This is a genomic window from Streptomyces sp. DSM 15324 (assembly GCF_001514285.1).
Lineage (GTDB): Bacteria > Actinomycetota > Actinomycetes > Streptomycetales > Streptomycetaceae > Streptomyces.
This window is the reverse complement of sequence record NZ_KQ949037.1, coordinates 87,409-109,544: the sequence shown is the minus strand read 5'-3', so window position 1 is coordinate 109,544 and position 22,136 is coordinate 87,409. Positions and strand designations below refer to the sequence as shown.

At 72.0% G+C, this 22,136-nt stretch carries 20 protein-coding genes and 2 pseudogenes; 14 read left to right on the top strand and 8 right to left on the bottom strand.

The window, feature by feature from the left end; genetic code table 11:
- Positions 1–54 precede the first annotated feature (54 nt).
- A complete protein-coding gene (locus tag AQJ58_RS35675) occupies positions 55–1,620 on the bottom strand; it encodes a phytoene desaturase family protein (protein WP_067257933.1) in 1,566 nt (521 codons plus the stop codon).
- A 49-nt stretch (positions 1,621–1,669) separates the two neighbouring features.
- On the opposite strand from AQJ58_RS35675, the gene AQJ58_RS35670 reads away from it, so the two are divergent.
- Positions 1,670–2,503, top strand: a complete 834-nt coding sequence (locus tag AQJ58_RS35670) for an NUDIX hydrolase (protein ID WP_067257931.1) — start codon at positions 1,670–1,672, stop codon at positions 2,501–2,503.
- Between the two features lie 36 nt (positions 2,504–2,539).
- Here the strand turns inward: AQJ58_RS35670 and AQJ58_RS35665 are convergent, their stop codons facing one another.
- From AQJ58_RS35665 to AQJ58_RS35650, 4 genes are all read right to left on the bottom strand, one after another.
- Positions 2,540–3,433 carry an oxygenase MpaB family protein gene (locus AQJ58_RS35665; RefSeq protein ID WP_067257928.1) on the bottom strand — a complete coding sequence of 298 codons (894 nt, stop codon included), beginning with the start codon at positions 3,431–3,433 and terminating at the stop codon, positions 2,540–2,542.
- A gap of 231 nt (positions 3,434–3,664) precedes the next feature.
- Positions 3,665–4,339, bottom strand: coding sequence for an MmyB family transcriptional regulator (locus AQJ58_RS35660; protein WP_199844761.1), 675 nt, complete (start codon positions 4,337–4,339; stop codon positions 3,665–3,667).
- Positions 4,340–4,626: 287 nt separating this feature from the next.
- Positions 4,627–5,298 (bottom strand): IclR family transcriptional regulator, encoded by a 672-nt coding sequence (locus AQJ58_RS35655; RefSeq protein WP_067257923.1) that lies wholly within the window; start codon positions 5,296–5,298, stop codon positions 4,627–4,629.
- A gap of 189 nt (positions 5,299–5,487) precedes the next feature.
- A complete protein-coding gene (locus AQJ58_RS35650; RefSeq protein ID WP_067257921.1) occupies positions 5,488–6,084 on the bottom strand; it encodes a cation efflux transmembrane domain-containing protein in 597 nt (198 codons plus the stop codon).
- 240 nt (positions 6,085–6,324) lie between these two features.
- On the opposite strand from AQJ58_RS35650, the pseudogene AQJ58_RS35645 reads away from it, so the two are divergent.
- Together AQJ58_RS35645 and AQJ58_RS35640 are read left to right on the top strand one after the other, a co-directional pair.
- A pseudogene (locus tag AQJ58_RS35645) lies at positions 6,325–7,119 on the top strand (MMPL family transporter); the annotation flags it as partial.
- Between the two features lie 198 nt (positions 7,120–7,317).
- Positions 7,318–7,995, top strand: a complete 678-nt coding sequence (locus AQJ58_RS35640; protein WP_067258178.1) for a response regulator — start codon at positions 7,318–7,320, stop codon at positions 7,993–7,995.
- A 185-nt stretch (positions 7,996–8,180) separates the two neighbouring features.
- On the opposite strand, the gene AQJ58_RS35635 is transcribed toward AQJ58_RS35640, so the two are convergent.
- A complete protein-coding gene (locus AQJ58_RS35635) occupies positions 8,181–8,981 on the bottom strand; it encodes a hypothetical protein (protein WP_067257919.1) in 801 nt (266 codons plus the stop codon).
- A gap of 264 nt (positions 8,982–9,245) precedes the next feature.
- Here AQJ58_RS35635 and AQJ58_RS35630 point away from each other — a divergent pair, with 264 nt between their 5' ends.
- The 5 genes from AQJ58_RS35630 (at position 9,246) to AQJ58_RS35610 (ending at position 15,101) form a co-directional block, all read left to right on the top strand.
- Entirely contained in the window at positions 9,246–10,556 is a 1,311-nt protein-coding gene (locus AQJ58_RS35630; protein WP_067257917.1) for an ABC transporter substrate-binding protein, read from the top strand.
- A 121-nt stretch (positions 10,557–10,677) separates the two neighbouring features.
- The gene (locus tag AQJ58_RS35625) at positions 10,678–12,693 is read left to right on the top strand and encodes a branched-chain amino acid ABC transporter permease (protein WP_234360397.1); all 2,016 of its coding nucleotides are present in this window, start codon (positions 10,678–10,680) and stop codon (positions 12,691–12,693) included.
- Complete coding sequence (locus AQJ58_RS35620) at positions 12,690–13,520, top strand: ABC transporter ATP-binding protein (RefSeq protein ID WP_067257915.1); 831 nt, start codon at positions 12,690–12,692, stop codon at positions 13,518–13,520. Before AQJ58_RS35625 ends, AQJ58_RS35620 begins: the two co-directional genes overlap by 4 nt.
- Positions 13,517–14,230: an ABC transporter ATP-binding protein gene (locus tag AQJ58_RS35615; protein WP_067257913.1), complete on the top strand. Its 714-nt coding sequence runs from the start codon at positions 13,517–13,519 to the stop codon at positions 14,228–14,230. Before AQJ58_RS35620 ends, AQJ58_RS35615 begins: the two co-directional genes overlap by 4 nt.
- 31 nt (positions 14,231–14,261) lie before the next feature.
- A complete protein-coding gene (locus AQJ58_RS35610; protein WP_067257911.1) occupies positions 14,262–15,101 on the top strand; it encodes an alpha/beta hydrolase in 840 nt (279 codons plus the stop codon).
- Between the two features lie 64 nt (positions 15,102–15,165).
- On the opposite strand, the pseudogene AQJ58_RS41955 reads toward AQJ58_RS35610, so the two are convergent.
- Positions 15,166–15,502, bottom strand: a pseudogene (locus AQJ58_RS41955) (IS5/IS1182 family transposase); the annotation flags it as partial.
- A 94-nt stretch (positions 15,503–15,596) separates the two neighbouring features.
- Between AQJ58_RS41955 and AQJ58_RS35605 the strand changes: the two are divergent.
- Positions 15,597–15,977 carry a DUF6221 family protein gene (locus AQJ58_RS35605; protein WP_067257908.1) on the top strand — a complete coding sequence of 127 codons (381 nt, stop codon included), beginning with the start codon at positions 15,597–15,599 and terminating at the stop codon, positions 15,975–15,977.
- A 17-nt stretch (positions 15,978–15,994) separates the two neighbouring features.
- Here AQJ58_RS35605 and AQJ58_RS35600 read toward each other — a convergent pair whose 3' ends face one another.
- Positions 15,995–17,374, bottom strand: coding sequence for a diacylglycerol/lipid kinase family protein (locus AQJ58_RS35600; protein WP_067257906.1), 1,380 nt, complete (start codon positions 17,372–17,374; stop codon positions 15,995–15,997).
- A 313-nt stretch (positions 17,375–17,687) separates the two neighbouring features.
- Here AQJ58_RS35600 and AQJ58_RS35595 point away from each other — a divergent pair, with 313 nt between their 5' ends.
- The 5 genes from AQJ58_RS35595 (at position 17,688) to AQJ58_RS35580 (ending at position 21,853) form a co-directional block, all read left to right on the top strand.
- On the top strand, positions 17,688–18,029 hold the full coding sequence (locus AQJ58_RS35595) for an ArsR/SmtB family transcription factor (protein WP_067257903.1): 342 nt from the start codon (positions 17,688–17,690) through the stop codon (positions 18,027–18,029).
- Positions 18,026–19,777, top strand: a complete 1,752-nt coding sequence (locus AQJ58_RS35590; RefSeq protein WP_067257900.1) for a SulP family inorganic anion transporter — start codon at positions 18,026–18,028, stop codon at positions 19,775–19,777. The genes AQJ58_RS35595 and AQJ58_RS35590 overlap by 4 nt, the downstream gene beginning before the upstream one ends.
- Positions 19,777–19,950 (top strand): hypothetical protein, encoded by a 174-nt coding sequence (locus AQJ58_RS43585; RefSeq protein WP_159056370.1) that lies wholly within the window; start codon positions 19,777–19,779, stop codon positions 19,948–19,950. Before AQJ58_RS35590 ends, AQJ58_RS43585 begins: the two co-directional genes overlap by 1 nt.
- Before the next feature lie 46 nt (positions 19,951–19,996).
- Positions 19,997–20,347: a zinc ribbon domain-containing protein YjdM gene (locus AQJ58_RS35585; protein WP_067257897.1), complete on the top strand. Its 351-nt coding sequence runs from the start codon at positions 19,997–19,999 to the stop codon at positions 20,345–20,347.
- A gap of 468 nt (positions 20,348–20,815) precedes the next feature.
- A complete protein-coding gene (locus tag AQJ58_RS35580; RefSeq protein ID WP_067257895.1) occupies positions 20,816–21,853 on the top strand; it encodes a bile acid:sodium symporter family protein in 1,038 nt (345 codons plus the stop codon).
- Positions 21,854–22,136 lie beyond the last annotated feature (283 nt).

Below are 22,136 nucleotides of genomic sequence, written 5' to 3'. Positions count from 1 at the left end.
GACGACGGAAGAGGTTTTCTGATAGACCGTCAGATTTACTGCCCGCGGCGGCCGTTACCGGTCGGCCTCCAGGACCGCCATCGCCGCGTTGTGCCCCGGCACCCCGCTCACCCCTCCCCCGCGGACCGCGCCCGCCCCGCACAGCAGGACGTTGGCGTGCGGGGTCTCCACGCCCCAGCGGCCGGTGGCCTCGTCCGCGTACGGCCAGGACAGGTCACGGTGGAAGATGTTGCCGCCGGGCAGCCCGAGGTCGCGTTCCAGGTCGAGCGGGGTTCTCGCCTCGATGCAGGGGCGCCCGTCGGCGTCCTGGGCGAGGCAGTCGGCCAGCGGCTCGGCGAGGTGGGCGTCGAGCTGGGCGAGGGTCGCCTTGAGGAGCGCCTCGCGGGCGGAGTCGTTGTCGCGCGCGAAGAGCCGGGCCGGGGTGTGCAGGCCGAACAGGGTCAGGGTCTGGTAGCCCCGCGCGACCAGGTCGGGGCCGAGGATGGTCGGGTCGGTCAGGGAGTGGCAGTAGATCTCGGACGGCGGGGCGGCGGGCAGCTCACCGGCGGCGGCCTGGGCGTGGGCGGTGGCGAGCTGCTCGTAGCCCTCGGCGATGTGGAAGGTGCCGGCGAACGCCTCGCGCGGGTCGACCGAGCCGTCCCGCAGCCGGGGCAGCCGCTTGAGCAGCATGTTCACCTTGAGCTGGGCGCCCTCGGCGGGGGCGGGCGGCGCGTCGCCGGTGAGCGCGGCGAGGGCCTGCGGGGAGGCGCCCACCAGGACGTGCCGGGCGGCGGTGACGCCCTCGCCGTCGGCGGTGCGCCAGGTGACCTCGGCGTGGTGGCCGTCGGTGGCGATACGGACGGCCTCGTGGCCGGTGGCGAGGACGGCTCCGGCGTCGCGCGCGGCGGCGGCCAGGGCGTCGGTGAGGGCGCCCATCCCGCCGACGGGCACGTCCCAGGCCCCGGTGCCGCCGCCGATGACGTGGTAGAGGAAGCAGCGGTTCTGCTTGAGGGAGGGGTCGTGGGCGTCGGCGAAGGTGCCGATGAGGGCGTCGGTGAGGACCACGCCCCGTACGAGGTCGTCGCTGAAGTTCGCCTCCACGGCGGCGCCGATCGGCTCCTCGAACAGCGTGCGCCAGGCGTCCTCGTCGTCGATGCGGCGGCGCAGCTCGTCCCGGCCGGGCAGGGGTTCGGTGAGCGTGGGGAAGACCCGCCGGGCGACGCGCCCGGTCATGCCGTAGAAGCGCTGCCAGGACGCGTACTCGCGCTCGCCCCCCGTGAGCCGGGCGAAGGCCTCCCGGGTGCGGTCCTCTCCCCCGCCGACGAGGAGCCCCGTCGGGCGTCCGGCGCGCTCGACGGGGGTGTACGAGGAGATCGTGCGCCCTTGGACGCGGAAGCGCAGGCCGAGGTCGTCCACGATCTTCCGCGGCAGCAGGCTGACCAGGTAGGAGTAGCGCGAGAGGCGGGCGTCGACACCGGCGAAGGGGCGGGTGGAGACGGCGGCGCCGCCGGTGTGGTCGAGCCGTTCCAGCACCAGCACGGACCGTCCGGCCCGGGCCAGGTAGGCGGCGGCGACCAGGCCGTTGTGTCCGCCGCCGACGACTACGGCGTCGTAGGTGTGGTGTCCCTCGTGAGCAGGCATGGTTCTTCGTAACACGATCTACGCCGGCTTGGATACGAGGGGGGATCCCATGGGCAATGAGCCGAGCCAGACGGCCGCGCTCCTGGTCAACGAGCGGGGGCAGTACCTGCTGCATCTGCGGGACGCGTACAAGGCGATCTGGGATCCGGGCACCTGGTCGCTGCCGGGCGGGGCACGGGAGGGGGACGAGACGCCGGAGGAGGCGGTCGCGCGGGAGCTGCTGGAGGAGACCGGGCTGGTGATCGAGGGGATGACCCGGTTCACGGTCGTCAACGACACCACGGTGTTCCTCGGGCGTTGGGACGGCGACCCGGCACGGATCCCGGTCGGCGAGGGCATCATGTTCGCCTTCTTCGACGCCGCGACCGTACGGCATCTCGTCATGGCGCCGTCGGCGGCCGAGGTGCTCGCCCTGCACCGGGGCGACGCGAGCGTGCCGGTGCGGCGGGAGGCCCCGCACGTCCTGGGCGTCCACCTCTACCTGGAGCGCGACGGCGAGATCCTGCTCGGGCTGCGCCATCCGGACGCCGCCTTCGCGCCCCGCACCCACCACTTCCTGGCCGGGCACTGCGAACAGGAGTCGGCCGTGACCTGTCTGGTGCGGGAGGCCAGGGAGGAGGCCGGCCTGGAGATCGACCCGGCGGACGTGGAGCTGGTGCACACCGTCCACGTCGACAACGGCTTCCGGCGGCGCCCCCGCATCCAGCTCGTGTTCCGCGCCCGCCGCTGGGCCGGCGAGCCGCGGCTCATGGAACCGGACAAGTGCCTGAGCTGGGCCTGGTGGCCCCTGGACGCGCTCCCGGAGCCGATGGTCGACTACGCGCGAGCGGCGATCGACGGCATCCGGAGCGGGCGGCCGTACACGGAACTGGGCTGGGGCTGAGCGGCGCGGGAGCCGGGGCCCTTCCCGCGCGGCCGGCTACAGCGGGACCTTGTGCGGTGCGGGCCGGGCCTCGGGGCCCAGTCTCGCCATGGCGCGCAGGATGTGCTGGGGCGGGAGCTGCCAGCGTACGCGGGCGGGGACGCGGCGCAGCAGGGCGCCCACGGCACGCAGTTCCCGGGTGACGGCGGCGGGGCGAGGGGCCGGTCTGCCGTACAGCTCGTGGGCGTACGGCGGGAGCGAGGCGTAGGCGAGACGCGCCACGCGCCGCCACAGCAGGGCGCGCGCCGGGACGAGCAGGGGGTGCGTGGGCGGGCTGCGCAGGAAGTCGTCCACCGCCAGGGCGTCGGCGCCGGCGGCGAGGCGGGGCCGTACCTGCGCGAAGTAGGCGTCCATCGCGGCCCGGTCGGCCGGCACGTCGGCGGGGTCGAGGCCCACCAGGCGGGCGCTGACCCGGTGTTCGCGGACGTACCGGTCGGCGGCGGCGTCGGTGAGGGGATAGCCGGAGCGGCGCAGGACGTGCAGATAGGAGTCGATCTCGGCGCAGTGCACCCACAGCAGCAGCTCGGGTTCGTCGACCGGATACCGCTCGCCGGTGCCGGGGTCGGTGGCCGAGAGCAGCCGGTGGATCCTGCGGACCCGGGCGCCCGCCTTCTCGGCGGCCTCCGTGGTGCCGTACGTCGTGGTGCCGACGAAGTTCGCCGTGCGCATGAGCCGGCCCCAGGCGTCGCGCCGGAAGTCGGAGTTCTCCATCACGCCGCGCACGGCACGGGGATGGAGGGCCTGGAGATAGAGGGCACGGATGCCCGCGACCCACAGCATGGGGTCGCCGTGCATCTGCCACGTCACGCTCGCGGGGGTGAACAGGCCCGGGTCGGCCGTCGTGCCGGCCTGCGCGACCACGGGCTCCGGCCGTCTGCTGTACCGATCCATCGATCTTCCCGCCCTGCACCGGGCAAGGCGCGGCTCGTCCCCGATACCGCCCTCACCGGCACATCACCGACCACGCTGTCACCCCGGGTCCTCCCCGGAGCACCACCGGGTCAATCCCGGTGCCGGCCGGGACCTCGGCCGAGCCGAGTCACGGCGTCGGTCTCGTCACCCACGACGGCCGCGCCCGCTGACCAGGGCGCCGTCGGCGACCTGAACGCCGACGGTGCCCGGTCAGACCCGGGGGGCGGGGACCACGCTGAGGTGGCTCGCTGTGCGTCGTGTCGTGGAACGACGGGTTCCGCGACGCGCGGGCATCGGGCGCGGCTCGCGCAGCACCAGCGTCAGCCGTCTGTACCCCATGTCGAGGAGGGGGGTCGGAGTCTCGACGACGACACGACACGCGGTGTCGCCCCGGCGGACGTCGGGGTGGTGCAGCGAGCGGACCGCCCCGTCGAGTTCCACGGCGACCTCGCCGACCGCACGGATCCAGTGCGGCAGACCCTGGCGGTAGGCGGCCTCCATGATGGGGTCCTGCGCGATCTCCCGCCGGATCGCCTGCAGCCCGGCGTCGTGCCCGTGCCGCTCCACGGCCGCCGAGAAGCAGGCGAGCATCGGCAGGCACCAGCCCGACTCGTGGTCGGCGAGGACGGACGACGCGTCCGGGTGGAAGAGGACGAACCGCAGGAAGTTGTCCCAGGGCAGGGCCGTGGGGTGCGGGCTCACGCCTCCGAAGAGCGTCTCGAAAGCCGTGTTGGCCAGGACCACGTCCCAGCGGTGGTCGAGGACCACGGACGGGAAGGGAACGGCCTCCAGGTAGGTGGCGTAGTCGTGCAGATACGCCTGGGCCTCGAGAGTGTCGGGGACGGACCGCGGTACCAACCGCTGTCCTCCTGCCTGAAACGCCATCGGGAGGTCACCCCTCTTGCCCGTGCCGCCTTCACGCGGCGTCCTGATCCTGCTGCCCAGGGACAGGAGGTGTCAACTACCGTGGCATTCCGTGCTCGTTGACGGCTGAAATTGGCCACAATTGTGGCGTGACCTGAGTGCGGGGCCGCCGTGGACACGGCCCGCGGCGCCCGTGCACCAGCACTGCACTGCACTGCACTGTGGTGCTGCGCCCCTGGAAAACGCCCCGCCTGACTGCGAGGGGGGTGATCCCCGCCTGCCGCGGCGCCCGGTGACGCCCTGCGCCGTCAGGCCTCGCCGAGCGACGCCAGCCGCGCGGCCGCCTGCTTCACCTCGGCGGCGACCGTCTCGACGTCGAACGCGTGCGTGGCCACCACGCCGACCGAGGCGCCGACCGCGCCCGGGACCTCGAACCCCGCCGCGATTCCGGTGGCGCCCTGCTGGAGTTGTCCCGAGGTGACGCTGTAGCCCAGCTCCCGCGCCCGCACGATCCCCTCCGGCTCGTCCGGCAGGGGTGGCTGCAACGCGAGGATGGCGATGCCGTTCGCCCCGCGCTCCAGCGGATGCCGGACACCGATGCGGTAACCCACCTGGACCGGCCCGTGCTGGACGGTCGGCTGCGCGCCCGCGACGGGAACGCACTCCCGCGCGCCGTGCGCCACCGTCAGAAAGGCGGAGGTACCGGTGGCGTCGGCCAGCTCCTGGAGCACCGGCTGGGCCGCCCGCACCAGCTGATGCCGGAACCGCCCCGCGAGGGTGGCGGCTCCGGCCCCGAGCCTCACCCGCTTGCCCTGCCGGGAGACCATCGCGTGCTCCTCCAGCGTCTGCACGATCCGGTACGCGACGGCCCGATCGATCTCCAGTCGCGCCGCCAGGTCCGCCACCGTCAGACCGTCGGCCGCCAGGGAGATGAGGTCCAGAGCCCGAAGCCCACGGTCCAGGCCTTGCAGGGTGGCCATCGACACCTCCTGGTGGCGCGGCCGCGCACGGCGCCCGCGGAAACCGACCGATCTTCCTCGGGCGCCACGTTAGGCCACGCCGAACCCACGAGCGGCGCGCGGCTGCGCCTCGCACCTCGCCGGGCGGGCCCGAACCCGACCTCCCGAACCCCGACCTGGAGTGACGACGTGGCACCACGGCAACCGCTGTCAGTGGTCTCCGAGGATCTCCTTCGCTTCGCGGGCCGCGTAGTACACGAGCACGTAACCGGCTGCCGGATCCGCCCACCAGAGCCCGGCCATGGCATTGAGGACCAGGCCGAGCAGCACCGCGGACGCGAGCAGCCCGTCGATCAGGGTGACGCGGCCCTCGATCCTCAGCACCGGGTTGTCCAGTGCGGCACCGGTACGGGCCTTGCCGAAGGCCAGGGCGAACATCACGACAGCCGTCAGCGCGGTCCACCCGATCCCGAGCGGCGCGTGGTGCGGGCGGAAGCCGCTGATCAGCACCCACGTCGACTGCACCAGCAGATACCCGGCCAGCAGCGCGAAGCCGACACCGATCAGCCGCAGGGCACGGCGCCGGCGGTCCTCACCGGTGCCGGACAACTCCCAGATCACCACGGTCGAGGCGCCGATCTCGACCAGCGAGTCCAGGCCGAAACCGGCCAGTGCCACCGACTTCGCCGCGAGGGCAGCGACCGCCAGCACCACGATGCCGACCCCGTTCCAGCCCAAGGTCACGTATTCCAGCAAGAAGCCCCGGCGCAGCAGGGCCTGACGGGAGGTCTCTTTCGCGTCGCTCACCTTGCGAGTCTCGCAGCAGTCTCCACGTCGGCATCCACCGTGCCGGGCTGGGCGCTCCCCGCACCCGCACGCCGCCCCTGGTCGTCGGTCACCGCCTCCTCGCGTCGCGCCTCCTGCTGCGAGCGCAGTAGGCGCAAGTGCCTGCGAGCGGCCGACGACGACGGTCCGGGGAGCTGCGACCGTGAGTGCGGGCCGCGAGAGTCGGCCCGACCTCATGGCGTTTTCCGGAAAGGCTCGTCGATGTCACCTCTCGCCCGCTGGTGCCACAGGCACCGGCTCGTCGTCGTCCTGGCCTGGGTGGGGCTGTTGCTCACCCTCGGCGCGGCGGTCGGCGCGGCCGGCAACGACTTCGGCAACAGCCCGATCTCGCAGGACACCGACTCGGCCAAGGCGACGGCCCTGCTGCAGCAGTCGTCGAACAGCGCGGCGGGCAGGAGCGGCCGGGTCGTCTGGCAGTCCACGGACGGCAAGGTCACCGGTCCCGTGGCCGAGAGGGCGATGTCCGGGGTGCTGGAGCACATCGCCGGCGCCCCCGGGGTCGCCGCCGTGACCAGCCCCTATGCGTCTGACGGCAGGGCGCAGGTCAGCGAGGACGGCGGCACGGCCTACGCCACGGTCGCGTTCGACGAGAACGTCTCCGACGCGCAGATCGACCACGTGAGGGAACTCGCGACCGCCCGGGAGTCGGCGAGCCTGCGCATCGCGCTGAACGGGCAGGCCTTCACCGTCAACCCCGAGCCGAACGCCGTCGCCGACGCCATGGGCATCGTCCTCGCCTTCGTGGTGCTGCTGTTCGTCTTCCGGGCGGTGTGGGTGGCGGCCCTGCCCATCGTCACAGCAGTCGTCGGCGTCGGGACGTCCGCGGTCACCGTGATCCTCCTCAGCCACGTCATCACGCTCTCCGACACCACACTGACCCTCGGTTCACTGATCGGCCTGGGTGTGGGCATCGACTACGCCCTGTTCATCGTCAACCGTCAGCGTGCCCATCTGACGGCGGGCATGGGCGTGGCCGAGGCGACCGCCAAGGCCCTCGACACCTCCGGCCGCGCCGTGCTCTTCGCCGGGCTGACCGTCGTCGTCGCGCTGCTCGGCAATGCGCGAGCGGGCCGTCGCGATCGGCGGGACCGTCACGGCCGGTCCACGTCCGGAGGGCGGATTCCAGGTGGTGGCCGAACTCCCCCTCCCGCTTCACCCCGCCGCCGTCTGACACCCCGTGAGGAAGAACCGCCCATGACGATTCGCGTCCTGCTCGCCGACGATCAGGCCCTCCTCCGGGGCACCTTCCGGCTGCTCATCGACGCACAGCAGGACCTGGAGGTCGTCGGGGAGGCCTCCGACGGACGGGAGGCGGTGCGACTGGCCCGGTCCGAGCGGGCCGACGTCGTGGTGATGGACATCCGGATGCCCGAGGTGGACGGTATCGAGGCCACCCGTCTGATCGCCGAGGACGAGGACCTCGCCGGAGTCAGGGTCCTCGTCCTCACCACCTTCGAGGAGGACCACCTCGTCATCGAGGCGCTCCGGGCCGGTGCGAGCGGCTTCCTGGGCAAGGGCGTCGAACCCGCGCAACTCCTGGACGCCGTCCGGCTGGTGGCCGCGGACGAGGCGCTGCTCTCCCCCGCGGCGACCAAGGGCCTCATCGCCCGAGCCCTCTCCCAGCCCGCCCCCGGCGATCTCGTCGACCCCGGTCGGCTGGCCTCCCTCACGCCCAGGGAACGGGAGGTGCTGACACTGGTCGCCGCGGGCCTGTCGAACGACGAGATCGCCGAACGCCTCTTCGTCACCCGGGTCACGGTCAAGACCCATGCCAACCGGGCCATGGCCAAGCTGAACGCCCGGGACCGCGCCCAACTCGTCGTCATCGCCTACGAGTCCGGTCTGGTGCGCGCGCGAGAGCGGCAGGGCTGACCGGGCGACCGGGAGCCGGTCCGGCACGGGGCGTGCGGCGACGCGGCCCGCGGGATCTTCTTCACCCTGTTCGCCGGCGCCGACGGCCCCGAGGGCCTCTCACCTTCCAGGTGCTGCCGCCGCCCCGGCGGGCTGGGACGAAGCAGAGCTCTACCAACAGCCCGAGCTGGACGTCGTCACCGGCGTCAGGTCGGTGTGTCCGGGGTCTCCTCGGCCTGCCCCGGGGTGCCGGTCGGCGGGGTCGGCTCGGTGAACTGGTCGAACAGCGTGACGGCGGCCCGGGTCAGGAGGGACCAGCCCTCCTGGTGCTCCGGGTCGGCCAGATCGGCGTATCCGGCGATCCATCGCATATGGAAGCCGTCGAGCAGGGCCGCGAGCGTGGTGGCGAGGTGTTCGACCTTGTAGGGCACGCGCATCCGCAGTCCGTACGCGTCGAGCAGGGCCTCGTACGCCTCGCAGGCGATCGCGGTGAACGAATCGCCGTAATGCCCCAGGGCCTCACGCACCCGCGGGTTGGCCGCGCTGGCGTAGAAGCCGAGCATCACGCGGTAGATGGGGTCGATGCGGTGGTTCTCGTGGTTGTGGGTGAGCACGTCGTTGAGTGCCTCCTGCCACGTGATGCCCTTGTCGATCGCTTCCTCGAAGCGGCGGATGCTGTCCGGCAGGCTCGGGACCAACTCGGCCTGGCGGCTCGTGAGATGGAAGAGGAGTTCCGCCTGGAAATCCGCCTGCGCCGGCCAGATCTGGTAGATCGATCCGGTCGTGATCGCCGGTGCCCGGTCGTCGCCGAGCCGCTCCCGCATGATGCGCGTGGCTTCCTCGGTGACCTGCTTCACGCGGACATGGGCGAGGGCGGCGGAGACGGCTGCCTCACTGGTGTCGCCCGTGCCCACGCACACGAGCTTGGTGGCCGCTTCGAGCATCAGCGCCCGCGTCTCCTCAAGGGAACGCCGCGGGAGCCGGCGCCGCCCAGCTTCCGTTGTCATGCCCTGCCCCTCCCCATTGCCTGATCGTTAATTCGGTGTCACCGAGGCGTTGACACGACGGAAAGCCTACACCTAGATTCCAGCTCCGTAAGAAAGTTACGAAAGCTCGAAAGGCCAAATGATCAGGCCTTTCGCGCCTCTTCGAGCCAGTCCGCCGCGCCGGTCACCCCGGGCCGACCTCGGGCTTCTCGCTGCCTCGCGTCTCTCCTTCCGCATGCCCCGCCGGGCACTGCCCTGCCCTGTTCCCAGTACGGAGGATCCCGCATGCCCGCAACCTCAGGTCCCCGAACGCTTGTCCTCGTCTCCGCCGTCATGACGTCCCTGCTGGGCGTCTCGGCGTGCGGAGGTCCGAGCACACCCGCGTCCACATCGCCCGCCGACTCCCAGGCGGCCTCCTCCGCCACGGACTCGCGCCCGTCGAGCGCCGTCGTGACCGACTACCTGGATTACGTGGCGGGCAAGGCGGGCAAGGCCGACGGAAGCCTTTCCCCGGTCGGCCTGGGCTGGGTGAACGTGGAGGGCGGCCCCGGAGGCAACCCCGAGGCGACCGCGGGCGCCCGCGCCGCCGTGAAGTACGTCAACGAGAAGCTGGGCGGGATCGGCGGGCACCCGCTGGAGCTGAAGGTCTGCGCCGTGGTGTCGGCCGAGGAGGAGGGGCAGAAGTGCGGCCAGCAACTGCTCGGCGACCCGAGTGTCTCCGCCATCGGTGTCGGCAATCTCTACGTCGGTGACGCCTCCTTCAACGCCGTGATCGCGGGCAGGAAGCCGGTACTGGTCGGCGTGGCGACGGGCCCCACCCTGTCCACGGCGAAGAACACCTTCAGCACCTTCGGCGACCTGCCGCACATCTTCGGCGACTGGGGGACGTACTCCCGTGATGTGCTCAAGGCGAAGACCGCGGCGGTGATCCACACGAACACGCCGGGAGACAAGATCGCCTCCGGCGCGGCGGTGAAGGGCCTCGAGGCCGCCGGACTGAAGGTGAAGTCCGTCGGATTCGACGCCCAGGCCACCGATCTCATCGGCCCGGTCACCGCGGCGGGGGCGAGCACGGCCGACGTCGTCGTCCCCATCACCGTGGGTTCCGGTTGCGTCGGCGTGGCCAAGGCCCTCAAGCAACTGGGGGTCACCAAGCCGGTGGTCTCGACCCCCCTGTGCATGTCCGCGGACGTCGCCCAGGGTCTCGGCGGCGACCTGCCCACCTGGACGTACGGGGTCGCCCAGACGCTGACCGCCGACTCCTCGGCAGCGGACTCCAAGGCGTTCCTGACCACCTCGGCACAGGTGGGGCTGACGCAGGAGACCGCAGCCAAGGTCTTCGCACCGCTGGCCTGGAGCACGGTGCTGACGTACGCCAAGATCTTCGACGCCGTCGGCCCCGACAAGATCACCCCCGCGACGGTCACCGAGCAACTGAGGAAGTTCACCGGGCCGGTGATCATGGGCGCCGCCGAGGTCAAGTGCGGCAAGTACCAGGACGCCCCCGCGGTCTGCAACGACCAGGCGCGGTTCTACCAGTACCAGGGCAAGGGCCAGTTCAAGCCGCTGACCGACTGGATCCGCCCGCCCCGGTGAGCCCTGCGCCCACCACTCCCACGGGCCTTCGGGCTCACCCCCGTGGCAACGGTGCGGCCGTCCCTCCCCGACGGCGCACCGTGCCGCCACGGCACTCCCCCAGCCATGACAGGAGTCATGCATGGATCAGATCCTGCTCTTCGCCGTGCTCGGACTCGGCCAGGGAGCGTTGATCGCCGGTATCGCGCTCGGCGTCGTGGTGACCTACCGGGGCTCGGGCATCATCAACCTGTCCACCGGAGCCGTCGCCATGGCCTCGGCCTACATCTTCTGGGCGCTCGCCTCCGGGTTCTTCGGATTCACCCTGCCGACCGCGGCCGCTCTCGTCGGAGCGCTCGTGGCCGCGCTCGCCGTCGGAGTCCTCATCGAGGTGGCGGTGTTCCGGCCGCTGCGCACCGTCTCACCGCTCGCCAAGCTCGCCGCCTCGCTCGGCATCCTGCTCACCCTGCAGGCCACGGTGCTGCTGGTCTTCGGCACCCAGCCCCAGCAGGCACCGAGCGTCCTCCCCGGCGAGACCGTCACCGTGCTCGGCATCACCACGCCGGCAGACCGGTTCCTGCTGACCGGCCTGGTCGTCGCGATCGCCCTGGCCCTGGGCGCCCTGTACCGGTGGAGCCGGTTCGGCCTCGCCACCCGCGCCGCGTCGGAGAACGAACAGGCCGCGCTGCTCGCGGGCCTGTCTCCGAACGGGATCTCCCTGGCCAACACGCTCCTGGCCGCCCTGGTCGCCGGCCTGCTCGGCGTCCTGGCCGCGCCCATCGTCCAGGTCGACTCCCTCACCCTGCCGCTCCAGGTCGTCCCTGCTCTCGCGGCCGCCCTCTTCGCCGGTTTCACGTCGCTGTGGATCGCCTGCACCGCGGGCATCCTCATCGGGGTGCTGCAGTCGATCGTGTACTACCTCTCCACGCAGAGCTGGTTCCCGACCGACAACGGCAACGCCATGCCGGGACTTCAGCAGCTCCTGGTCTTCGTCCTGATGGTGGTCGCCCTCTACGTCCGGAGCGCCGGCCTGCCGCGCCGCGGGGAAGCCGTGGAACAGCGGCTGCCCGCCGTCCCCCTGCCCGAACGGCTGCTCCGTCCGGCCCTGTCGGCCGCGGTCGTGGCCGCGGTGGCCCTGGTGGTCCTGCCGTTCGACTTCCGCCAGGCGCTCACCAACTCGATGATCGGCATGGTCATCGTCCTGTCGTACGTCGTCATCACCGGCTACGTGGGACAGATCTCCGTGATGCAGCTGGCCCTCTCCGGCACCGCGGGCTTCGCCCTCTCCCACCTCGCGGTCCAGTTGCGCGTCCCCTTCCCCTTCGACGCCCTCGGCGCCACCCTGCTGGCCACACTGCTCGGCGTGGCCGCGGGTGTCTCGGCCCTCCGGGTGCGCGGTGTGAGCCTCGCCGTCGTCACCCTGGCCGCCGCCCTGGCCATGGAGCAGGCCCTGTTCGGGAACACCTCCTTCGGCGGCACCGCCGGTGTGTCCGTGCCCCCGCCGCGGCTGTTCGGGGTGAACCTCGGCCCGGGAGCGGACTTCCGCGGTCTGGACGGCAACGAGCCCAGCCCGATGTTCGGATTCCTCGTGCTGGCCGTCACCGTCTGTCTCGGACTGTACGTCGCCCATCTGCGGCGCACCGGTCTCGGCAGGCGCATGCTCGCCGTCCGGTCCAACGAACGGGCCGCGGCGGCGTCGGGAGTCGACGTACGGGCCGTGAAGATCGCCGCCTTCGCGATCAGCTCCTTCATCGCCAGCGTCGCCGGCACCCTGTACGGCTACAACTTCGGCTCTGTCAGCGCGGCCCGGTTCACCGCGCTCGCCGCGCTGAGCCTCATCGGCTTCGCCTACATCGGCGGCATCACCATGGTGTCCGGGGCCGTGATCGCGGGACTGATGTCGACCGAGGCGCTGCTGCCGCACGCCCTGGACACATGGTTCGGGATCAAGGGGACCTGGGCGCTGCTGTTCGGCGGGGTGTCCCTGATCGTGACGCTGATCGCCAACCCCGACGGAATCGCGGGCGCCAACCACCGCCGCAGAACGGCGAGAAGAGCCGCGCGGGCCGCGGCCCGGGTGAGTGCGCCGGACGACCGGAATCCCGCCGCGGGCCACCACGCACCCACCGCGCTCGACACCTCGGAGGTCGCCTCGTGAACGTCCTGTCGGTCCAGTCGGTCAGCGTCAGTTACGGCGGCGTGCACGCACTGAGCGAGGTGTCCCTGGAGGTCGGGCAAGGCCGGCTCGTCGGGCTGATCGGCCCGAACGGGGCGGGCAAGACCACTTTCGTGGATGCCGTCACCGGCCTCGTCACGGCGAGCGGAAGGGTGGAGCTGGACGGCCGGGACCTCACCGGTCTGCCGCCGCACATGCGAGCACGACGCGGCCTCGCCCGTACGTTCCAGAGCAGTGAGCTCTTCGAGGACCTCACGGTCGTGGAGAACCTCCAGATCACGGCGGACCGGCCGAGCTGGTGGAGGGCTTTCGGCGAAACCCTGGGCCGTCGGGTGTCCCCCGACTCCGCCGCCGCGGAGGCCCTGGCGGCCCTGGGGCTGGAGGATCTCGCGCACGCCTCGGCCCGGCAACTGTCCCAAGGCCAGCGCAAACTCGTCGGCGTGGCCCGGGCCCTGGCCGCCCGGCCGCGCGTGGTCTGCCTCGACGAACCCGCCGCCGGGCTGGACACGGCGGAGAGCGCCGAACTCGGACGCCGGCTGCGTGCCGTCGCGGACGACGGCACATCACTGCTCCTGATCGACCACGACATGAGTCTCGTCATGGGCATCTGTGACCACGTGGTCGTCCTGGAATTCGGCAAGGTCATCGCCTCCGGGCCACCCGCCCGGGTCCGCACCGACCCCGCGGTCGTCACCGCCTACCTGGGGGCCTCCGCAGTCCGGCCCACCGCCGCATCCCGGCAGCACGCCGGCACACCGTCCACCCCCGGCCCGTCCGAGGCCGCCACCAGCACACCGGAGCCTTCATGAGCACCCCTGTTCTCGAGGTGAGCGGACTCACCGCCGGATACGACGGTGCCCCTGTCGTCCGCGACGTCGACCTGACCGTGGAGGCAGGACAGGTCGTGGCCCTGCTCGGAGCCAACGGAGCGGGGAAATCGACCACGCTCAAGGCCATCTCCGCACTGCTGCGTCCCATGGCCGGCACGATCACCTTCGCCGGTACGCCCCTGGACAGGATCCCGGCAGCCACCCGGGCCCGTCTCGGCATGGCCCATGTCCCCGAGGGACGGGGCATCTTCTCCTCTCTCACCGTGGCGGAACATCTGCGCCTCGCCCATCGGGGAGAGCGCCTGGACGAGGCAGCCGCCTACCGCTACTTCCCCGTCCTGTCCCGCCTCAAGGACCGCCGGGCGGGCCTGCTGTCCGGCGGCGAGCAACAGATGCTCGCCATGGGGCGCGCACTGGCCCGGCGCCCCACACTGCTCCTGCTCGACGAACTCAGCCTCGGTCTGGCACCCATCATCGTGGAGGAGCTGCTTCCCGTCGTGCGGCGGTACGCGGACGACTCCGGCTGCGGAGTACTGCTCGTCGAACAGCATGTCGGCCTGGCCCTGGAGATCGCGGACCACGGCTACGTCCTCTCCCACGGCGACATCACCACCCACGCAGCGGCCCGGGAACTCGGTGCCGACCAGGCCAGGATCGTCGCCGGCTATCTCGGCGAACACCCCGTCTGACGCTGCCCGGATCCCCACCTCAGGAGTTGAGTTGTTCACTTTCGACAGCACGGACGGTGTCACGATCCACGTGCACGAATGGCGGCCCGGCACATCCCCGCGTGCCGTCGTGCAGATCGCCCACGGCATGGGAGAGCACGCCGGCCGCTATGCGCCGCTCGCCGCGGCCCTGGTCGAGCAGGGCTTCGTCGTCTACGCCAACGACCACCGCGGACACGGACTCAGCAGGCACGCCTCGCCCGGGCACCTCGGTGACGACGGCTGGAACCGGCTGGTCGGGGACCTGGCCGCCCTGTCTGCCATCGCCCACGAGCGGCACCCGGGCCTCCCGCTGGTACTGATCAGCCACAGCCTGGGGTCCTTCGCGGCCCAGCATTACCTGCTGCGGCACGCCGACCTCGTCGACGCCGTCGCGCTGACCGGCACCACAGCGGTGGACCTCATGCTCGCGGGACAGACCACCGACGCGAACCCCCTGCGCGCGCTCAATGCGGCGTTCGAGCCCGCCCGCACCCCCTTCGACTGGCTCAGCCGCGACGAACGCGCCGTCGACGCCTACCTCGCGGACCCGCTGTGCGGCTTCAGCCTGGACGCCCAGGCCATGGGGGACCTCGCGGCAGCGACGCCCCTGCTCGCCGACCCCCAGGACGCTCCGGCCGGGCTGCCCCTGTGCGTCATGGTCGGAGACATGGACCCGCTCAACGAAGGACTCCGGCTCAGTGACCTGCTGGTCAAGCGCTACCGCTCGGCCGGCGTCGCGGACCTCACGTACCGGACGTATCCGGGGGCCCGCCATGAACTGTTCAACGAGACCAACAGCCAGGAGGTCATCGACGACCTGCTGACCTGGCTGCACCACGCCGCGCTGTGACCAGGCCCGCCAAGGGCTGTCCCGTACATCACCATGCGGGCGAGGACGTGCTCGACGCGGGCCGGAGTTCACTCTGGCCGCGTTCGCGGCGGGGCCGGACGACGACTCCGGTGCCCGGGCAGCCTCCATCGGCGATCGTCAGGGTCGTGCCGATGGCGGCCTTGGCGCCGGACCTCGACCGCTCGGCGACGGCGCGGTCACGGGTGGGGACCAACGTGCCGCCAATACGCGGTGACCAGCAAGGTCCGGCCCTCCAACGCAAGGCTCCACGACCGGCCCTCGCGGACCGAGTCCGCACGGGCGCGAGGCAGCATGGTCACCAGGTTCCCGAAGGCGCGCGGGCTCGGCCCGGAGAACGGTGGTGTCCAGGAAGGCTCCGACGCCGTGATCACACCAGCCACGGCGAGATCATTCCACTCTCGGCCTGCTGACCAGGTCCCGCCCGCAGCACGGAAATCAGGCGACCGGACCTGGCGCATCGTCCAGCATGGCCTCATGAGTCAAGACCTGGTGACGTTCCTCCACGCACGGCTGGACGAGGAGGCCGACCTGGCCCGACGCTGCGACGGTGACGGCTGCGGGGAGTGGACCGCTTACGGGCACACGGTCGACTTCTGCCGAGGAGGACTCTCCGGCTTCCATCCCGCGATCGCCCTGCACGTCGCGCTGCACGACCCGGCTCGTGTCCTGCGGGAGGTCGAGGCCAAGCGACGCGTGGTCGCCCGCCATGTCCTCAGCCCTGCCACGGGCGACCCCGAACGACCGTGGGACAACCGCGACGACTGCCAGTACGACGGCGAGACCTGGCCGTGCGATGACCTGCTCGACCTTGCGTCGCCTTACGCCGATCACCCTGACTACCCCCGACGCCCCTGAGACGGACGACGCCCGAATCAGGTTCCCGTGGGTCTCGTCCCAGGTGATCTCGGCCGTTGGTCGCCGCCGTGTCCCGCGGCCCTCCGGAACGTCGTCAGGGCCAGTCGCCGCACCCGACGCCAGTCCATCGGGGGTCTGCCGGGCCGCACGCCGGGTCGTTCGCGGGGAACCCGGACCCGTAGGGCGCGTGGCTGGATACGGCACCGCACGGGAGTCGACAGGGTCAGGGCCTCGCCGTCCACGCCGACCGGGATCGCATCCTCGTCGGCGTCGACGACCACCTCCTGGGCGGTGAACTGCGCGAGCCCGGGTGCACGGTGACCGCGGAGCATGCCCGCCGCCTGCGCGGCGCTGTCGACCTTGACGCCGAGCACCCCGAGGTGGCCGGAGTTCAGCCGGTCCCGGCGGCCCAGCCCGGCCGGGTCGTCCGTCCGGTAGGGGTTGTTGCTGACCAGCACCGCCTGTGGCTGCTCGACGGTGGCGCCTGGCCCGGCCCGCACGACGAGACGCGGTCCGTACTGGTGCGTCAGCAGATCGGGCAGCATCTGCAGGGTGGTGTGGACCTTGTCGTCGCGGTAGGCGGGGCTCTGGACGACGGCCGCGTAGGCACCGAACGAGGCGTTGTTCACGAACACGCGGTCGTTGATGAAGCCCAGGTCGATGCGGAGTTCGACGCCGTCCGTGAGTGCGTCGAGACAGGTCGAGGGGTCGTCCCTGTCCAGCCCCAGGTCCAGGGCGAAGTGATTGCGGGTACCGGCGGAGATCACCATGAACGGCAGGTCGCGCTCTGCCGCCACGGCCGCGACCAGGGCCTGGGTGCCGTCGCCTCCCGCGACGCCGAGCAGGTCGGCGCCCGCGTCGGCGGCCCGGCGGGCGAGTGCGGCCACGTCCTGCTGGTGCGTGACGTCCAGGACGAGGACCTCGGCGCCGAGTGCCTCAGCCTTCTCCCGCAGCCGGAACCGGCCCACCTTGCCGCCCCCCGAACGCGGGTTCATGATCAGGTATGGCCGCCGCGGCGGCACCGCCGGGCGTTCCCGGGGCTCTGCCGGGCCGGCCTCGGCGCCCGCCAGTGCGACCCGGCCGCAGAAGACGGCCAGTACCCACAGCGCGAGCGACACGAGTACCACCCACAGCAGCCCGGCCACCACGTAGAGCACGACGACGACGGCGGGGGCGGCCATGGCCAGAAGCGCGGCCAGCACTCTGACCGGACCGGTGTGCACCAGCGCCCACCACACTCCCGCCGCCGTCACCGCCAGCCCGGCGGCTCCCACGAGGACGAGCAACAGGCTGTCGAGCCCGCCGAACAGCAGCAGGACGACGATCGCTCCGGTGCCCGCGGTAACAGCCATGCGTGCGGCCCAGCGCGGAGCGAGCGCGAAACGACGACCGGACATGTCGACCTCCCACGGGCGGGGTGTGCTCGAACCATGCCACCCTGCCCCCACCCGGTCCGCCATCACCCGCCCCGGGGGATTCTTCGAGCTCTGGCGTGCCCACCCTTCTGCATCACCGCCCACGAAGTGGAAGGGCGACCCGAGAACCGGCCCGAAGGGCGACCCGAGGACAACTCACAGATTTCTGAATTGCAAAATTTCGCAAGTCCATACATGCTGAGGTAGCTGCGCCTGCTCCACCGGTAGCCGCGGGCGCAGCGCAGTCGCGTCCGCCCGGAGGGGCGGAAACCATGGGTAGGGAGGCCTAGAGGTCGTGTCCGTTCCGCTGTACCAGGCCAAGGCCGAGTTCTTCCGGATGCTGGGGCATCCCGTACGGATCCGGGTGCTGGAGCTGCTGCAGGAGGGGCCGAAGCCGGTGCGGGAGCTGCTGGCCGCCATCGAGGTGGAGCCGTCGGGCCTGTCGCAGCAGCTGGCGGTGTTGCGTCGCTCGGGGATCGTCACCGCGACGCGGGAAGGCTCAACCGTCGTCTACGCGCTGGCCGGCGGGGACGTCGCCGACCTCATGAAGGCCGCGCGCCGGATCCTCACCGAGATGCTCGCCGGGCAGGGCGAGCTGCTGGCGGAGCTGCGGGAGAACGAGGTCCCCGCGCGATGACCCTGCCCATCGGCCGGGCAGCGGCCCGGTTCACCGGACTTCTGCCCACCCGCGCCGACCTGACGGACATACGACGCGCCCCCCGGCGGGACCTGCTCGCCGGCCTCACCGTGGCCATCGTGGCCCTGCCGCTCGCGCTCGGATTCGGCGTCTCCTCCGGCCTCGGCGCGGAGGCGGGACTGGCGACCGCCGTGGTCGCCGGGGCGCTCGCCGCGGTGTTCGGCGGGTCCAATCTCCAGGTTTCGGGTCCCACCGGGGCCATGACCGTGGTGCTGGTGCCGATCGTCGGCAAGTACGGGCCGACGGGCGTGCTGACCGTCGGGCTGTTGGCGGGCGTCATGCTCGTGGCGCTGGCCGCGCTACGGGCCGGCAAGTACATGCAGTACGTGCCCGCACCGGTGGTGGAGGGCTTCACGCTGGGTATCGCCTGCGTGATCGGATTGCAGCAGATCCCGGGCGCGCTGGGCGTGCCCAGGCCCGAGGGCGACCGTGTGCTCGTCGTCGCCTGGCGGGCCGTCGAGGAGTTCGCGCGGCATCCGAACTGGACGGCCATCGGATTCGCGGTGTCGGTGGCCGCGGTCATGCTGATCGGCGCCCGCTGGCGACCGACCGTCCCGTTCTCCCTCCTCGCGGTCGTCGCGGCCACGGTCGTCGCCCGGGTCGCGGGCCTGGACGCGGCGAAGCCGATCGGTGACCTGCCGTCCGGGCTCCCCTCGCCCTCCCTCGGTTTCCTGGATCTCGGCTCGCTCGGCACCCTGCTCGCTCCGGCTGTGGCGGTGGCGGCGCTGGCGGCCCTGGAGTCCCTGCTGTCCGCCTCGGTCGCGGACGGTATGACCGTGGGGCAGAAGCACGACCCCGACCGCGAGTTGTTCGGCCAGGGACTGGCCAACATCGCCGCCCCGCTGTTCGGCGGGGTGCCCGCGACCGGCGCGATCGCCCGGACCGCAGTCAACGTCCGCACGGGCGCCGGTTCCCGGCTGGCCTCCCTCACCCACGCCGCGATCCTCGCAGTGATCGTCTTCGCCGCGGCGCCCCTGGTCTCGACGATCCCCCTCGCCGCCCTCGCTGGCGTGCTGCTGGCCACCGCGGTCCGCATGGTCGAGGTCGGCTCGCTGAAAGCCATGGCGAAGGCCACCCGATCCGACGCGCTGATCCTCGTCCTCACCGCGGTGGCCACCCTCGCCCTCGACCTCGTGTACGCGGTGGTCATCGGCCTGGCCGTGGCCGGCGTCCTCGCCCTGCGCGCCGTGGCCAACCAGGCCCGATTCGACCAAGTGCCGCTCGACCGGGGCGACCACAGTGCCGAGGAACACGCGCTGCTGGCCGAGCACATCGTCGCGTACCGCATCGACGGTCCGGTCTTCTTCGCCGCCGCGCACCGCTTCCTGCTGGAGCTGACCGACGTGGCCGACGTACGGGTCGTCATCCTGCGCATGTCGCGGGTGTCGACCATGGACGCCACCGGCGCCCTGGTCCTCAAGGACGCCGTCGAGAAGCTGAACCGGCGCGGCATCCTCGTCCTGGCCTCCGGCATACGCACCGGCCAGCGCCAGGTCCTGGACTCCGTCGGCGCTCTGGAACTGCTGCGGCACAACGGCAGGGACTACGCCACCACCCCGGAGGCGATCCAGGGCGCCCGCACCCACCTGGAGCTGGCGGGGGTGCTGCCGTCGGGCACCACCCGGCAGAACCAGGATCTGCTCCCGAACCCCGCCACCGCTCCCGAGTTCAGCAAGGAACCCGGGTGATGCGCCTTCCCCTGACCGTGGTCGTGGAACTGACCCCGGGGCTCGGCTCTAGCGGCATCGTCCGCCCGCAAGCCGACGGGCTGGGCCCGGACGCGGTCCGCCGCTTCGACGGCGAGGATGGTCAGCAGGGGTGGCGCAGCGACGGCTGGCCCACCTGCGGCTGGCCCACCTGATCACCAACGGACGCACGTACCAGCTCCACTACGGAAAGACCTTGCCATGAGTGACAACCTTCCGCCCTGCCCCGAATGCTCCAGCGCGTACACCTATGAGTCGGGTGCGCTCCTGGTCTGCCCCGAGTGCGGGCACGAATGGTCGCCGTCCGAGGAATCCTCGAATGACACCGGAGACAAGGTGACCAGGGACGCGGTCGGCAACGTCCTCGCCGACGGTGACACCGTGACGGTGGTCAAGACCCTGAAGGTCAAGGGCAGCCCGAGCGGGATCAAGGCGGGTACCAGGGTGCGCAACATCCGCATCGTCGACGGCGTGGACGGCCACGACATCGACTGCAAGGTCGACGGTTTCGGGGCCATGCAGCTCAAGTCCAGCGTGGTCAAGAAGGCTTGAGCCTGCACCTCGCCGTGCCGACCGCCCGGGGCGACGCCCCCGGGCGGTTGCGCGTTCACCTGCCGTCCGGCCCGGGCTTCAGAGAGGACGGCGCCCGCACCGAGCAAGCTGAACTACTTCGGCTTCTCGTACGGCACCTGGCGGGCGCCGAATACGCCCGCCGGTTCCCGAGAAGGTCGGCCGCGGTCAAGGGCACTCCCGCCCACCACATCAACGCCCCCGCCGCCCCGCCGATCGTGATGATCGGCAACACGGGCGACCCCGCCCCCATAGCCGGGCCCCCGCAGCCGCTGCAGTCGCCTGACGGCGGCGCCGCGCCGCAAGCAGTCTCGGTGACAGCGCGCCGTGGCCCCGCACTTCGGCGGCCCCGACCGCCGAGGCCCTACCGTGCCAGCGGTTGCCTGAACGCATCCTGACTGCCGCGCGGCATTCCCGGCCGGTCTCGTCCGGTCTGATCAAGATGGGGCCATGCACACCCGCGCGGCGTCCTGGCTGCGGCACCGGCTCGGCCGCGCCGCCGTCCTCTCCTACGCCCTCGCCCTGCTCCTGCCCGGCCCCGGCCTTTGGCTGCGCCGCCCCCATCCCCTGCCGCCGACGAACCTGGCGCTGCACACCGCACCGCTCCTGCTGTCCCTGGTGTTGTTCTCCGCCGGGCTCCAGGTACCCTTCCGCGCGCTGGGCCCTCTGCTGCGGCGGCCGACGGGCCTGCTCGCCGGGCTCGTGCTGCACCTCGCCATCCCGCTGGCCGTCGTGCCGTTCATCGCGTTCCTGTTACGGCGCACCCCCGACACCGACGGCGGCAGCGGACTGCTCACCGCGATGATCCTCGTCGTGGCGATGCCGGTCGCCGCCGGGGCCACCGTGTGGACCGACAAGGGCGACGGCGACCAGCCGACGATGGTGGGCCTCGTCCTGGCCTCCACCCTCCTCAGTCCGCTCACCACCCCCTTGCTGCTGGCGACGCTCTCGCCGCTGCTCAGCGGCGGCTACGCCCAGACCCTCACTGCCATCGCGCGGCTGGCCGAGGGCGGGGCGGCCCTCACCCCCGTGGTCCTTCCCTGCGCGGCGGGACTGCTGGGCGCACTCGTCCTGCCGTCGCGGTGGCTGAGCCGTCTCGTCACGGCGGTGGCACCGTCGGCCATGGCCGGTTCGCTGGTCCTGACCTACGTCAACGCGAGCGGCGCCCTCGGATCCGTTCTCACCCGGCCCCGCCCGCAGCTCTTCGCCGCCGCGCTGGCCGTGGCGGCCCTGGTCTGTCTGCTCTCCTTCGCCCTGGGCCGTGCCGCCGCCCGCATCCTGCGGCTGGAGGCGGGTACCGCCTCGTCGCTGACGCTCGCCTGCGGCATGAACAACAGCAGCGCGAGCGCGGTTCTGATCACCGCGTCCCTGCCCGACAAACCGCACCTGCTCCTGCCGGTCCTCGCCTACGGGCTGCTGCAGAAGACAGCCGCGAACCGGATCGTCACACGCCTCCGACCTGCTCCGTCTCCCACGGCAGGCGCCTGATCCCTCCTGGCCAGGAGTGCTTCTGCCATCCCGCGACCTGCTGCCGCGTCCGACCGTGCGCGACAACATCCGACTCGCCCAGCATGCGGTGCGCGGCCGTCCCGCCGTGCGGGCCGGGGCGCTGCCGGAGCAGGTGGGACTCGGGCGGCGGGCGGACGGCTGCCGCGGCAGCCGTCCGGCGGTGAGCCCGCGGGCCGGGCTCTCCGTCGCGGCCGGCCAACTCCCCGGCCGGGATGTCACCACGGCCGGCCTGCGCCGCCGCCTCGGTCCACCACGGCTGCCT

Coding starts and splice junctions, on each gene's coding strand:
- AQJ58_RS35675 (WP_067257933.1), bottom strand. CDS start 1,620: ATGCCTGCTCACGAGGGACACCACACCTACGACGCCGTAGTCGTCGGC.
- AQJ58_RS35670 (WP_067257931.1), top strand. CDS start 1,670: ATGGGCAATGAGCCGAGCCAGACGGCCGCGCTCCTGGTCAACGAGCGG.
- AQJ58_RS35665 (WP_067257928.1), bottom strand. CDS start 3,433: ATGGATCGGTACAGCAGACGGCCGGAGCCCGTGGTCGCGCAGGCCGGC.
- AQJ58_RS35660 (WP_199844761.1), bottom strand. CDS start 4,339: ATGGCGTTTCAGGCAGGAGGACAGCGGTTGGTACCGCGGTCCGTCCCC.
- AQJ58_RS35655 (WP_067257923.1), bottom strand. CDS start 5,298: ATGGCCACCCTGCAAGGCCTGGACCGTGGGCTTCGGGCTCTGGACCTC.
- AQJ58_RS35640 (WP_067258178.1), top strand. CDS start 7,318: ATGACGATTCGCGTCCTGCTCGCCGACGATCAGGCCCTCCTCCGGGGC.
- AQJ58_RS35635 (WP_067257919.1), bottom strand. CDS start 8,981: ATGACAACGGAAGCTGGGCGGCGCCGGCTCCCGCGGCGTTCCCTTGAG.
- AQJ58_RS35630 (WP_067257917.1), top strand. CDS start 9,246: ATGCCCGCAACCTCAGGTCCCCGAACGCTTGTCCTCGTCTCCGCCGTC.
- AQJ58_RS35625 (WP_234360397.1), top strand. CDS start 10,678: ATGGATCAGATCCTGCTCTTCGCCGTGCTCGGACTCGGCCAGGGAGCG.
- AQJ58_RS35615 (WP_067257913.1), top strand. CDS start 13,517: ATGAGCACCCCTGTTCTCGAGGTGAGCGGACTCACCGCCGGATACGAC.
- AQJ58_RS35605 (WP_067257908.1), top strand. CDS start 15,597: ATGAGTCAAGACCTGGTGACGTTCCTCCACGCACGGCTGGACGAGGAG.
- AQJ58_RS35600 (WP_067257906.1), bottom strand. CDS start 17,374: ATGTCCGGTCGTCGTTTCGCGCTCGCTCCGCGCTGGGCCGCACGCATG.
- AQJ58_RS35590 (WP_067257900.1), top strand. CDS start 18,026: ATGACCCTGCCCATCGGCCGGGCAGCGGCCCGGTTCACCGGACTTCTG.
- AQJ58_RS43585 (WP_159056370.1), top strand. CDS start 19,777: ATGCGCCTTCCCCTGACCGTGGTCGTGGAACTGACCCCGGGGCTCGGC.
- AQJ58_RS35585 (WP_067257897.1), top strand. CDS start 19,997: ATGAGTGACAACCTTCCGCCCTGCCCCGAATGCTCCAGCGCGTACACC.
- AQJ58_RS35580 (WP_067257895.1), top strand. CDS start 20,816: ATGCACACCCGCGCGGCGTCCTGGCTGCGGCACCGGCTCGGCCGCGCC.